This is a genomic window from Bacillus sp. ISL-77 (genome assembly GCF_018613105.1).
Map to the genome: position 1 here is coordinate 139100 of NZ_JAGGQY010000013.1, position 13268 is coordinate 152367.

Sequence of the window (13268 nt, forward strand, 5' to 3'; positions counted from 1 at the left end):
AATCAACAATTTATATTCTCCATAAAATGTTTTAGCCATAAAGAAATTTTTCTAGGTGCTTGACTGTTGGTGTTAAATTGACAAGAAAATAAACTTCTCTTAATCTTCTTGATGGGCCGCTATGTTGTAAATATCCAGCCCCACCTTGGTGGAGCATATAGGTATGAGCGGCTTCCTTTTAATGACATATTGAAGCGCTCCAATAAAATCTTTTTAAGTTTATCCCCAGAGCTATTTTGGTAAAAAAAAAGCAGCCAAGAATTTCTTGGCTGACTATTTAACGATCAAGTCCCTTTTTATTCTTTCCGGTATTATCATTTGGTGAGTCACCGGTACCATTTTTGCTTTTGCTATTAGGGGTTCCATAAATTTGATTATCTTTCGTAACTTTAGCTCCGTTTAGAAAATCATCCTTTGTTTCCATCCTCATCATCTCCTTTAGTTATATTATCTATGGAGAAGAAAAGAAATATACTTTATATCGGTCTCTTTTTTCAATTGGAAATATGCACAAAAATAATAAACCGTTTGCGCCATTATTCGAACAAAGTTAATGGAATTTATCGCACGCAGATGATATTTGTTCTTAAAATCCACATTTGCGAAAAGACTGTATCAATAAATACAATTTTACTCATATTACCGCGTGTACTAACAAAGGTCATGGCAGCCTCCAAGTATATTAAAAGTTTTACTATCTTAATTGTAAGACAACATTCATTTAAAAACACGAGAATCTTATATTATTTTGTGGATTAAAATTATATAAATTTTATTTCACACAGAATTGAGCGAATAGTCTATAAATTGTCGTTTTAAAAGGTATTTTTTTCTCAATTACATTTTTCGATAATAGATTTCCTCATATTTACTCAACAAATAGGGGGAACCATCGTATTTCATAAGAAAGTGACGATGAAAACTCATCATACACATACAGGAATGAGAAGAATGATATTGAATTATACCCTTACAAGAAAAATAATCTTGTAACAAAAATAGAGAGGTTGTGAGTTTATGATACTTTCGGATCTACAACCTAAGAAAAACTACAGCTACATCTTCGTTCAATTTCCAGGAATGAAAATGAATGTCCCTATGCTCTCTAACGAAGAGGGAAAGGCTGTGAAAGAAGATGTTGCGTTATGTGTCCAATTAAACAGCAAAGAAAAGGTGCATCAACTCTACTTTGTCCGCACACAAAGTATAAAACCGTTTGACTTCACAGATGAAAGAATTGGAGCAAAAGCATTTTATCGAGTTGTGAAACAAAAGGAAACCTCTCAAAACTCACACATAAATAAAAACGTAGATTTCGTCACGATTATTACAGATGAAGTAGAAATTGTACAAAAGAAAACAGAAACAGGCTATGACTTCGTCTTGGTGTTAAATAAATGTGAGATTGGTACAGTTGCATCGATGGAAGAAGAAGTTTTTCAACCAGAGAAAGAATCATTGCGAATTACTAAAGAATCGAATGATCCTGTTACCACTAAAACGGCTAGTAAAAAAATTATCGCTGTCCTCGGCAGGAGAGCCAACAAGGAGATTTTCTCAGGAGGCTATGTCTTTCAGAATATTGTAGTTATTAAATCAATCCGAATTCTTTTAGAGGGCGTTAAAAGAAAAGTTACAGTCTTTTCTCCTGCGGCATTAGATTTTATCGGTCCAGGTGATCGGAACCAAACCATTTTAATCATGAGGAGGTGCTGATTAGGATCGTCCCTTTTGAAAAAACTTCATACTAGTAAAATCGAAACAAAAGGATTAAATGGATAATCCTTTTCGATAGAATAAACTTTAGGAAAGGAATGAAATATTGGCTGCAAGCCAAACTTACTAAGGAAAACTAAACGAATCCATTTATTATAGGGACTTAACCAACGTGTTAAGTCCTTTTTAGGTTGTTTTCGTAAAGAATGTGGTTATTTACCAAGTTTAATCACCAAAAAGGTCATAATAAGGTGTAAAATCACACCTTTTTAGTGAATTAATCTAATATATCAGCGAATTTCGTAAGTTTATCAGCGAATCTGCAATTTTATCAGTGATTCCAACCACTTAATCAGCGAATCAAAAAAAGCAACAATAATTTAGAAAAGAGCCTTACTTTAAAATACATAAATAGACTTTTGATGCCTTGAAACATATTTATTATTCGTAACCCAAAAACGCCATGGATAGTCCCGGGCTTCACCAGATTTGTCAATTCCGATCCTTTTCCCGGCTGATATGCTTTCCGGACTGAAGCCTTAGGCAATATATAGAGGAGGAAGCGTGAGGGTGCGGCCATAGTCCTCGATTGTACTGCCCAGTGATTCTGTCAGTTTGCCAGGGCCATTTGTCAGGCTTGGTAGGTCTTGAATGCCTCTCATGTTTTTCATAAGTTCGATACCGTAATGACTCAACCAATACCGTTTTGTACCGCACTCGGAAAGGTGACGAATCTTTCGAATCATTTTGTTGATTATATTTTGTATTATGCAAATATTTAGCAACCAAAGAAGACTTCCCAATCCCCGGTTCACCATAGAGATTCCTTCACTCAATTGCTGAGTCCGCTAGTAGATTCTCATAAATTCCGTTGTATTTCTTAGCGGATTGTAGCCAACTATAATCTTGACTCATCGCTTTTTGCACCAAATTATTCCAAATTCCATTTTCATGGTAAAAATGAATAGCTCTTCTAACGGTATGGAGCATATCATGGGCTTTAAAATTCTTAAAGGTGAAACCGCTGCTATAACCTGTTTGTAACTCTTTCATGTTTCCTCAAGCCTTTACGCATACCAAAAACCTCCAAATATAATAATTTGAAGGCTCTCTGGACACACATTATTTTCGCTTCATGGTTTCATACAGTATTATTCAAAATGAACGAATTTATAACTTAAAAAATAAGTCTTGCTACCATTTTTGTGAAGATGTTTCGTAGTCTCATATTTCGTTTATTCATTTTCCTTTCGCCTCCGAAGGCTTTATTGAATTATTCGCAATTTCCCACATAGATTCAGGTGGACTCTCAAATAACACTCCATCACAATTTACTTTAGTATGTGTTGTGAACGGTATAAACCTGGGGTTGTTCCGATATTTTTCTTGAATACTTGATTAAAGTATTTTTGATTTTCGTAGCCTACCTGTTTACAAATTTCGGAAACTTTTAAATTTGAGGTTCTTAGTAGTTTTTTCGCATTATTTAATCTAACATTTGTAATATATTCAAAGATGGTGTTACCAACAGCCTTAGAAAACAAACTGCACAGGTATGCAGGGTTTTTATGGAACAGTTTACCTAAATCATCTAAAACAATGGGTTCCTTATAATTAGTATTTATGAAACTTTTTAAGTCGATGATTAATTTTTCATTATAGGACACGTGGTGCTCATTTAAAAATTCAGTTGATTGATCAATAAATTGTTCAAGCCAATCTCTGATTTCTTCCAAAGACTGTAATAGATTTAACTCTTCGTATAATAAATATCTTTCGCCGCCGATATTTTTTACTTCATATTCCCTTTCGATGTATTCCAAAAAATGATTAACGATTTTAAAACATAAATATTTTGATTTTTCCGGTGACAGGTTACTCTTTTTGCAATCGAGAAAAACTTTGGCCATGAAAAGATTCATTCTGCTAAGAAGATCTGGGTTTTTTTCATTAAAAAATTGATTAATTTCTTCGATAATACTGTTTCCAAATGAATGATTGAAAGTTTCTAATTCTTTATAATATGTTACTAACTGGTTTGAAAAAATTCCATTTTTCAATGCTTCTTTTGCTTCACTGTATGCTTTCTTTATTTCCGAAATATTTTCATGTACATTGCTGATTCCAACAATCGGTTTGAATTTGATATCATGAAAAATCAATGACACAAGATCATGAACCAAGTCATTCCTAATCTCTAAACAGGAATTGGAAAACATGATTACAATTTGACTATCAATCGTATAAATGAAACTCTCAATTCCCCTGTTTTCCAATAGATTTTTCATACAACCTAATGGGACCTGAAGTTTTTTAGTCTCTTTTGAATCATCCCATGTAAACCCTTTCAATCCGATGGTTAAAAAAGAAAAACGATTTAATTTTTGGTCTATTTCAGGGTCAACAAATCTATGTCCTAAGATGTAATCAAGAACACGCTTTTCTTCTAATGCAATTTGATATTCATTAATCCGTTCAGTTGTTTGTTTTTCATTTTTTATTTTTTCAAGTTTTAAAATGGCTTTTTTAATAGAACAAACAATTTCATCCACCTCAATTGGTTTGACCAGATAGTCAATTGCCTCGAGTTGAATGGCCCTTTTGGCGTAATCAAATTTTGAATATCCACTAATAATGATAAAAACAGTTTCTAGATTAAGATTCTTTGTTTCTTTTATTAAATCCAATCCATTCATTTTTGGAATTCTTATATCTGCTAAAACAATGTCAGGCTTTTTGTTAATAATTTCTTTAAAGGCTTCTTCTCCGTCAGAGGCCGATCCTACAATTTCAATGTGATGTTCCTTCCAGTTAGTTGCAGATTTCAAGCCTTCAATTACAATTTTTTCATCATCAACAATTAAAAGTTTATACATAATAGAAAACCCCTTAAATGTTGTCATGGATGATTCCGTCATTATTCAGGCCAATCTTAAGATAAACGGTCGTTCCCTTTCCTATTTCACTCTCGATCTTTAATCCATATTCTTTTCCATAAAAAAGTTTCAATCGTTCATTAATATTTTTCAAAGCATAACCTTGTGTGTTTATATCTACCTCTTTCATGTCAAATCCTTTTCCAGTATCACTAATTTTAAAAACTAAACCGTCTTGCTGCTTATAACCTTCAATGATGATGGTTCCACTTTCCTGCTGTTCTAAACCATGGTAGACTGAGTTTTCTACAATAGGCTGTAAAAGCAATTTAATGATTCTTACTTCTAGGATTTCAGGTTCGATATTAATTGCATAGTTGATTTTATGGTCAAAACGAATATTTTGGATATCCAGATAACTTTTAACTTGTTCTATTTCATTCTTAACAGAGGTAATATGATTTCCATCATTTAATGTAAGTTTAAAGATTTTTGACAAATTAATCGCAATTTTTGCAATCTGCTTCGCTTTTAACTTCTCCGCCATCCAAAAAATAGTGTTCAAAGTATTATATAAAAAATGCGGATTAATGTGGCTTTGCAGGGCTAGTAGCTCTGCTTCTTTTTCCTTAATTTGTGATTTATATAACCTTTTTGTTAAATCATTATTCCAGTTATAAAGGTGAACAATTCGGTTCCCAATTTGTCCAATTTCATCCTCATTATTAAAGTGAATACCAAGTACAGTTTCTCTTTTTTCCATTTTTTCAGTAACCATTCGCAACAAACTTAAATGTTTTGTAATTCTCCTAGTTATAAATAAGGCAATTATCAAGGACAATATCAGCGCTATCATTAATAAAGAGATGGTTATCAAACGAAGTTGATTTACCTCACGAACAATATTTTCATATGGGATAATACATACAACATCCCAATTTGTTTTCTTGTTAGTATGATAATTAAAGAAATATTGCGTTCCATTCATCACTTTTTTAATTGTCCCGCTTTTACCACGCCCTTGAATTATTTTAGCTACTTGAGAGGGAGAGAAACTATGATCACTACTCGAGAACAAAATTTTATCCCCATCTAACACCAAAATATCTCCAGGAGGATTACTATTTTTAAACATATTCTCGAAATAAGATTGATCAAGATCAATAAGTACTAACCCCATTTGTTCCTTCGTTCCAAGGTCTCTAATATTTCTACCATAAAGTAAAGAATGGTTACTATCTTTAACAAGTTTTAAATCACTACCATTTAACCATTCACCTTGCCATTGGCCATTGATCAAATGCGGATAGATATTGGACTTTTTTATTGTTTGATAGATGTTATTTTTAATATTCCGTTCCCCACGGTTTATTTTCAAAAAGCCGTGATTTTCATTACCAACATAAATGGCATTAATATAAGGATTGTTTACTACCGTTATATTATTTAGGTTTTCTAGGGATGAAGTCTCTAATCTGTATAACTTTGGATCTGTTTTTTTATAAGTTAAATATGCATGAATTTCATTTGAAAGAAAGATACCATTAGATAAATTTTCTACATTGCTTACAAATGAATTTATATTCCAATCGACTATATTTAAAAAGTTATTAATGGTTGTAGATACTTTATTTTCTATTACTTTATTAAAATAAATGAACGTAAAAGGACCAATAACAAGTAAAGGTATTAGAGCTGAAAACAAAGCTAATAAGATAATTTTACGCTTGATTGGAGAGTCAATGAGTCTCAGTAGTTTTGGCATTTGGTTTCTCCAGTTTAAGAATTTTATTCAGGTACCGCTTACTCTGCTGATATAAAAATTGATTCGTTCGCGGTCCATCTCTCAATCTTATCTAGTAAATTTTTTCTTATTTCGTTTTAAGATGATTTAACTCCTTATGACCAAATGGGCTTCAATTGATAGACATCCAGTGAGAGTAGTTTTACGTTCCCTCCACTCGAATACAAATCAAGATCCTTACTTAATGAGTCTGGAAATATAAGATTGGTCATGGCAATTTCTCCATTATTACAAAAAACCTCAATTGAAGAATGATCCACAAAGACATGGAATTTTATTCGATTGTTTGGAGCTTTAAACGATACACTATCTAAAGATGCAAAGAATCTATTAAAAGAGGTTTCACCTGAGTTTCTTCTATCAATGTAAATCTCCTCTTTATCGACATTATAACCTATCAAAGTTTCTTTATTAGGTGATTTAAAAACTTTTAATCCAAATTCCTTGACTTCTTCAAACTCAAATTCAGCAATGATTTCCCATGTCGTTCCTTGAAGGTTTGACAGGAAATCTTTATCTGGTGCTATCATTTGATTCATGATTTGGATATGTTTATCGCGGAGGTTTTCCAACTCCTTTATTGGCTTTTGAAGCAGTAAGCTCTTAGATGTCAGAAATAGTTCGCGTGGAAGCGTCATGGCTCCTCTCCACCCTTGTGTTGGGGTTTCATTTGCATACCTCCAATTGCTCATCCAGCCTATATAAATTCTTCTGGAATCGACAGTGTCTGACCAACTGACTCCAGCGTAGTTATCTTTACCACTGTCAAGCCATTTTACTTTGTGATCCGATCCGTCCTCTGTAAAGGTATGGCCGTCAAAATCTCCCACAAAATATTGCGTTCTCGAACCATAACGACTAGTCGGTTGATCTCCATGACTAACGAGAAGAACCCATTTGGTTTGGTTTGGATCACCCTCAATTGGTAGGGTAAATAAGTCTGGGCATTCCCAAACACCAAACTTTGCTCCTGTGTGTCCTTTAAATGAACTTTCAAATCTCCACTCCTTTAAATTAGGAGAGCTATAAATTTCAATGCAATCCCCAGTTGCCAAAACCATAATCCAATTATTTGTTTGTTCATGCCAGAAAACCTTTGGATCACGAAAATCAATTTTTTCCACATTAACTAAAACTGGGTTATGACTATATTTAATCCAGGTTCTACCATTGTCGATACTGTAGGCAAGACTTTGCTGCTGTCTAGGTTGCTCTCTGTTTGGGTCAGAATCGTGTTGGGTAAAAATAGCTACTAATCCGGTTTTTCCATTAAAGAAACCTGAAGTATCATTCCAGTCTACAACAGCACTTCCTGAAAAAATCATTCCATTTTCGTCAGGAGATAAACCAATCTCTAAATGCTCCCAATGAACCAAATCTTTACTTACTGCGTGCCCCCAATGCATGGGCCCCCATTTGGTACCAAAAGGATGGTATTGATAGAACATATGAAATTCTTGTTGATAATAAACCAATCCGTTGGGATCATTCATCCAGTTTTTTTAGGAGTAAAATGATATTGTGGACGGTATATTTCCTGGCCAGTTACTAACTTAGATTTCATCAATTTTACTTACTCCCTTCGAGGTCCAATAGTTCCTCCACTTCTTCAAGTGTAGGCATGCTAGGAATACCACCTTTTCTTGTGAGATATAGCAGCAACGGTATTAGCAAACTTAGCCATTTCAACCACCTTAGATAACATCAATTGGGAAGGATTAATATTATATTCTATTATTTTGTGAAGAATCCCTCCTAAGAAAGCATCATCAGCTCCAGTTGTATCTACTCACCTGTTGAAGGTAATGTCCAAAGGAATCGTTTCCAACCTTTCCGATAAACGCAACCCTTCTATTAAATTTCGCTAAGGCAGCCAATACTTTTGCTGGGGCTCTGCCAGGATTCCTAACAAAAGATACAGTCTCATTATCAGTAATTCTAGTCTGATTAAAATCAATTAATAACTCTCCAATACTCGTTACATCGAACATAAATTTACCTCACTCCGCCCTCAGCCTTTTTTCATTCCTTAAAATCATTATTCTTTCACTGCTCCTAAAGTCATTCCACTTACAATGTAGCGTTGAACGAAAAAGGAAAATATCATAACCGGTAAACTAAACGAGATGGCAGCGGCTGTCATTGGACCTAGGTCAAGATTATAAGCTGTTAAAAATTCTGAAATTCCCACTGTAGCCGTTTTTGCCTTCGTACTGGTCATAAGTAACGAGAACAAGAAATCATTCCATGCCAACATAAAGGTAAAGATAGCCGTCGTTGCCAATCCAGGGAGTGAAACCGGTAGAATAATTCGTATAAAGGAACCGATCCAGCTGCATCCATCCACCCTTGCAGCTTCATCAAATTCTTTAGGCACCGAGTCAAAAAAACCAATTAATAACCAAATGGCAAACGGGACATTCAAGCTGGTATACACCAATATTAAGGCCAAATGGGTATCAATTAAGCCCATACTTTTTATAATCATATACATCGGTATAGCAATACTAATCATTGGTACCATTCTTATCACTAAGGTAAATAACAAAAAGTAATTTCCAGTAATGGAAGAGAACCTGGAGATTCCATATGCAGCCATTGCACCAAAAAATACACTTAAAATGGTACTAGCGCCTGCAGTAATTAAGCTATTCAAAAAATATTTCCCTATCGGTAAGGTATTTAGCATGTTTTTATAATTTTCTAGCGAAAATTTCGAAGGCCATAACCTCGGTGGTGCAGTAACTGCCTCGGCGGATGGTTTTAAGGACGTTAACAATAGATAGATATACGGACCTAAGAATAATAAAGCCAGCAAACATGTGACCAAAAATATAATCATCGTCCATATTTTATGTTTATAATAAAAATTAGTGATCCAAACCGGTTTTCCTACCATTGTTTCTTTTATTGGCATATGGGCCATTCTATCTTTCACCTCTCTTATCTTTATCCATGTCTTTTCCTAGGAGACCACATTTTTGTAATGAAGAAAGAACTTAGGATTAATAAAATGATTATAAAGATTACCGCCATTGCACTAGACTGCCCGACTTCTCCATAACGAGTTAATGTCTTATACATATATGTACTTAGCACTTCAGAAGAAAAACCTGGTCCCCCTTGTGTAAGCACCCAAACAATATCAAAGGTTCTTGCAGCATCAATAATACGAATTAGTAATGCTACTGTTGCTACCGGAATAAGCGAAGGAAACGTAATGTAACGAAACTTATGCCATTTATTAGCCCCATCTATTTCAGCAGATTCATATAAACTAATGGGGATTCCTTTAATACCTGCTAATAATACGAGCATAATGAAAGGTGTTGTTAACCAGATATCTGCAATAATCGTAGAATAGAGTGCAAAACGGGAGTCGGATAACCAGAGTATTTGATGTGGGTCAGAGAGGAGTCCTAGTTTATAAAGCCCCCAGTTGATGATGCCGAATTGATCATTAAGCATAAATTTCCAAATCAACCCCGTTACTAAAGGTGCTAACATTAGCGGGCTTAACAATAGTGTCCGAATAAATTGGCTTCCTTTGAAAGCATTACTTAGGAGCAATGCAAGGATCAGACCTAAGATAAACTCGATACACACCGCTACTCCTATATAAACCACTGTGTTCCAAAGTGCTTTTAAAAATCGTGAGGAAGTCAACGAGTTTGTATAGTTAGCAAAGCCGACAAATTCTCTTAATGAAGGATTTATTAAATCTATCTTATAAAAACTATCTCTGATTAAAAGTAATATTGGATAGACCAGAAACACCAACATAAAGATACCTGCAGGAAAGAAAAACATGGTCGATAATGCCCCATTTTTCATTCTCATGAAATCCACTCCTTTCTATTAATCTGTTAAACTATATTTTTTGGATAAGAACCTCTTCATGGAATAAAGAGCCCACGAAAAGGTTCTATCAACATATTCATTTTATTGTGGCGGCAATAGATCTTTTATTACTCCCGCTGCCCAATCAAGTGCCTCCTGTGGTGTCTTTTCTCCTGAAAGTGCATATTGCACGGCTGGGATGAGTGCTTCACTTTCGATTTGCTGCCATTCCTTAATAGCAGGTCGATTTTGAGTTTGTGGTCCGCTTAATGTTGTCATAAGTGGTTGCAAATGCTCATAACCATTTTTCGTGCTATAATTTTCAAAAACAGATTTTCTGGCTGCTACTCCCAATGATTTCATAAATAGTTCATTCTTATCATAAATGAAGTTCAAGTACTTTTTGGCGATCTCCTGTTTTTTTGAAGAACTTGGGATAACCTGATACCATGGACCTGGTACTGCACCTATTCCTGCTCCCCCACCGATCATTGGGGCACTTCCTACTTTTCCTGCCACCTTTGATTGTTTTGGGTCATTTGAAGGGACATAAAAGTGACCCCATGCTAACATCATTGCAGATTTTCCATTCCAAAATAGCTCAGAAGTTTCAGCAGATGCCATTTCAAGTGCTCCTGCTGGAACTGATTGATCCTTCTTTAAAAGGTCAACTAAAAATTGTAATGAATCAACATACGGTTTCGTGTTTACAAGAACTTTGCCATTATCACCAACTACCAAGGGTTTCGCACCTGCTTGAGCAGCATGATCAAGCCAGCTAGCTACTGCATCCCCATTGTTCGCACCAAATACCGTTGTTCCATACATATCAACTTTTTTATCATTATCGGTATCTCTAGTAAAAAACTTTGCTGTATCTCTATATTCATCCCATGTTGTTGGCGGATGTAAATCATAGCCATATTTTGCTTTGAAATCAGCTTTATTCTTTGGATCTTCGAATAGATCTTTCCGATAGATTAAATTTTTTGCATTCGTCCATACAGGCATTCCATAAACTTCATTATTATAGCTTCCGCCTTCTACTAGACCTGGAAATAAATCATTTTTAACGTCATCTACGATTAGATCATCTAAGGGTAAAAGTCCACCAGCAAGAGCAGGAAACCAAAGAATATCAATGGTTGCAACGTCGAAAGCTCCTGCCTGTGAAGCTACCTCAGCTTTTAATTTGTCATAAACTCCGGTATAGGGAACCGATTCAATTTTCACTTCATAGCCTGTTTTCTGTTTAAATTCCGCTGCTGTTTCTTTTGCTACCTTAAATGCCGGGCTTCCCCCTTCAACAAGAACAGTAATGGATTTATTATCACCTTTTGTTTCTGAACTTCCTGTTTTTTCTTCCGAGCATCCCGATAAAAAGACAGATAATACTAAAAATAGAGAAACAATCGTTAGAATTCCTTTTTTCTTCACCCTTTACAGCCCCCTTAATTTTTGATTTAAATTATCGATCCCACAAACCATGTTCTGGCCATCTTCTAGGAAGGCGTTCTTTTACTGGAGGAAGCTCCGGAAGTGGTTTATGAGGCTCCAGTTGATACCAATAAGCAACACTAGAATAATCATTTCCTTGATCATTTGCGTGGCCATGCTCTATCGTTGCGCGAATCGATTTGTTAAAACGGATTGGATCTTCGATATGGAAACGGTATAGGCTCCATTTTCCAAAGTGCTCTTGTACATCGCTTCCTAAAGATACACCATGATAAGGACCGGCATATTCTCCACTAGGGAAACCCCATGCTGCATTAAAGTAGTCTTCTGTCCCTGTACCATGGAGGGATGGCGGCCATTGTTCTCCATCAATGAAGAACATATCATCACCTTCGCCTGGCCATGTGTACTCTTGATTGGAGGCATCAAAATTATCAATGTTTAATACGCATCCAACATAATGCCCTTTCCCCTCAGCATCTAGAATGACATAGTTTTCATCACCCGTTGTATTTTTACCTGGAAGGTCCCATGGTGCCGGGTTTTCAATATCACTGTTAAACACTACCTTTTCACAAGGGTTTTCACGGTTCCAGGTGGCATGAAATCTTCCAAGATCATCCGGAATTTGTTCCTTGCTGTCATATGATTCATAATCTACATAATAAAACAAATTCTCTATTTTTTCTTCACTTTCATTGATTAATTGAATTTTAGCACCATCGGCAAATGGCATCGGAAAATAACAGTTCATTGATGCAGCAAATGGCCCTTTAGGTCCTCTTTTCTCCCCCATCACCATACTTAAAGGAAGGGAGACATAGTGCTTGCATGTAGCATGCCCTATACCAAAGAAATCGCCGAAAGGAACTCTCACACTTGGATTTTCTTCCCCATCCCAATACATTTCTAGCACTAGCTTCCTTAAGTATTGAGGTGCATAGCATCTGGTAGTCATCCAAATATGTTTTATACACCCGGCTCCTTTGATATCAGCCATTACTGCAGTTGCTCCAGGTTCCACTATAACAAAATCTCTATTTCCCCCTGTTCGATCGTAGCTTGATTCACGTTTTGAACTTGCATTCTTAATAAATGGTAATCCCCCTAATGGGCTATTTGGTTGCCAAACATTCATTGATTAATCCCTCCAATTTTCTAATCATTTTTAAAAACTTGATAACGGTTACATTTTTGAAATTAACATCCTTAAACGATATTTTCTTTTGCCCCCCATAAATTTTTATAAATCCTCTTTACACTTTTTATTGTAATTTTTATTCTATTTTTTTAAAATTCTAACTTTTTTAGAAAAGGTTATATATATTTAGAACTTTTTCAATATCATCCAAAATTATCATACTAGATTCATTTAGACTGTGATTTGTTGATGAGTAAAATAAAAACAACTACCTGTCTCTTATTTCTAGAGATAGGTAGTTGTTTCAGACTGTCGACAAATCCGAAAAACTTGGGTTTGCCGGCAGTCTTTTTTATGTCTTTGTTAATTTGTTTGTTGATTTGCGCTCCAGGCGCTTCGCTTTCCGCGGGCGTAGCGGGGAGCCTCCTCGGCG

The 13268-nt window shown here is 35.2% G+C and carries 12 protein-coding genes and 5 pseudogenes; 1 reads left to right on the forward strand and 16 read right to left on the reverse strand.

The window, feature by feature from the left end:
- Positions 1-31: 31 nt before the first annotated feature.
- The 3 genes and pseudogenes from J7E77_RS30460 to J7E77_RS31660 form a co-directional block, all read right to left on the reverse strand.
- Positions 32-175, reverse strand: a pseudogene (locus J7E77_RS30460) (acyl-CoA dehydrogenase family protein); the annotation flags it as partial.
- 102 nt (positions 176-277) lie between these two features.
- A complete protein-coding gene (locus J7E77_RS05420; RefSeq protein ID WP_214712982.1) occupies positions 278-424 on the reverse strand; it encodes a hypothetical protein in 147 nt (48 codons plus the stop codon).
- 41 nt (positions 425-465) lie between these two features.
- Positions 466-609, reverse strand: a pseudogene (locus tag J7E77_RS31660) (threonine synthase); the annotation flags it as partial.
- A 408-nt stretch (positions 610-1017) separates the two neighbouring features.
- Between J7E77_RS31660 and J7E77_RS05425 the strand changes: the two are divergent.
- Complete coding sequence (locus tag J7E77_RS05425) at positions 1018-1716, forward strand: hypothetical protein (protein WP_214712983.1); 699 nt, start codon at positions 1018-1020, stop codon at positions 1714-1716.
- Positions 1717-2114: 398 nt separating this feature from the next.
- On the opposite strand, the pseudogene J7E77_RS30465 reads toward J7E77_RS05425, so the two are convergent.
- The 13 genes and pseudogenes from J7E77_RS30465 to J7E77_RS05485 all read right to left on the reverse strand — a co-directional run.
- Positions 2115-2405: pseudogene (locus J7E77_RS30465) on the reverse strand (DNA-3-methyladenine glycosylase); the annotation flags it as partial.
- Positions 2406-2544: 139 nt separating this feature from the next.
- A complete protein-coding gene (locus J7E77_RS05435; RefSeq protein WP_214712984.1) occupies positions 2545-2769 on the reverse strand; it encodes a hypothetical protein in 225 nt (74 codons plus the stop codon).
- 278 nt (positions 2770-3047) lie between these two features.
- On the reverse strand, positions 3048-4592 hold the full coding sequence (locus J7E77_RS05440; protein WP_214712985.1) for a response regulator: 1545 nt from the start codon (positions 4590-4592) through the stop codon (positions 3048-3050).
- Positions 4593-4605: 13 nt separating this feature from the next.
- Positions 4606-6357 carry a sensor histidine kinase gene (locus J7E77_RS05445; protein ID WP_214712986.1) on the reverse strand — a complete coding sequence of 584 codons (1752 nt, stop codon included), beginning with the start codon at positions 6355-6357 and terminating at the stop codon, positions 4606-4608.
- Positions 6358-6491: 134 nt separating this feature from the next.
- Positions 6492-7034 carry a GH32 C-terminal domain-containing protein gene (locus tag J7E77_RS31920; RefSeq protein WP_483861468.1) on the reverse strand — a complete coding sequence of 181 codons (543 nt, stop codon included), beginning with the start codon at positions 7032-7034 and terminating at the stop codon, positions 6492-6494.
- A gap of 3 nt (positions 7035-7037) precedes the next feature.
- Positions 7038-7933, reverse strand: a pseudogene (locus tag J7E77_RS31925) (glycoside hydrolase family 32 protein); the annotation flags it as partial.
- An 87-nt stretch (positions 7934-8020) separates the two neighbouring features.
- Complete coding sequence (locus J7E77_RS31665; protein ID WP_214713001.1) at positions 8021-8146, reverse strand: hypothetical protein; 126 nt, start codon at positions 8144-8146, stop codon at positions 8021-8023.
- Positions 8147-8165: 19 nt separating this feature from the next.
- A complete protein-coding gene (locus tag J7E77_RS05460) occupies positions 8166-8387 on the reverse strand; it encodes a PfkB family carbohydrate kinase (RefSeq protein ID WP_214712987.1) in 222 nt (73 codons plus the stop codon).
- Between the two features lie 47 nt (positions 8388-8434).
- On the reverse strand, positions 8435-9322 hold the full coding sequence (locus tag J7E77_RS05465) for a carbohydrate ABC transporter permease (RefSeq protein WP_251026658.1): 888 nt from the start codon (positions 9320-9322) through the stop codon (positions 8435-8437).
- A 23-nt stretch (positions 9323-9345) separates the two neighbouring features.
- On the reverse strand, positions 9346-10236 hold the full coding sequence (locus J7E77_RS05470; protein ID WP_251026657.1) for a carbohydrate ABC transporter permease: 891 nt from the start codon (positions 10234-10236) through the stop codon (positions 9346-9348).
- 102 nt (positions 10237-10338) lie between these two features.
- Entirely contained in the window at positions 10339-11673 is a 1335-nt protein-coding gene (locus J7E77_RS05475; RefSeq protein ID WP_214712988.1) for an ABC transporter substrate-binding protein, read from the reverse strand.
- A 31-nt stretch (positions 11674-11704) separates the two neighbouring features.
- Entirely contained in the window at positions 11705-12832 is a 1128-nt protein-coding gene (locus J7E77_RS05480) for a glycoside hydrolase family 172 protein (protein ID WP_214712989.1), read from the reverse strand.
- A 230-nt stretch (positions 12833-13062) separates the two neighbouring features.
- Positions 13063-13268, reverse strand: a pseudogene (locus J7E77_RS05485) (hypothetical protein); the annotation flags it as partial.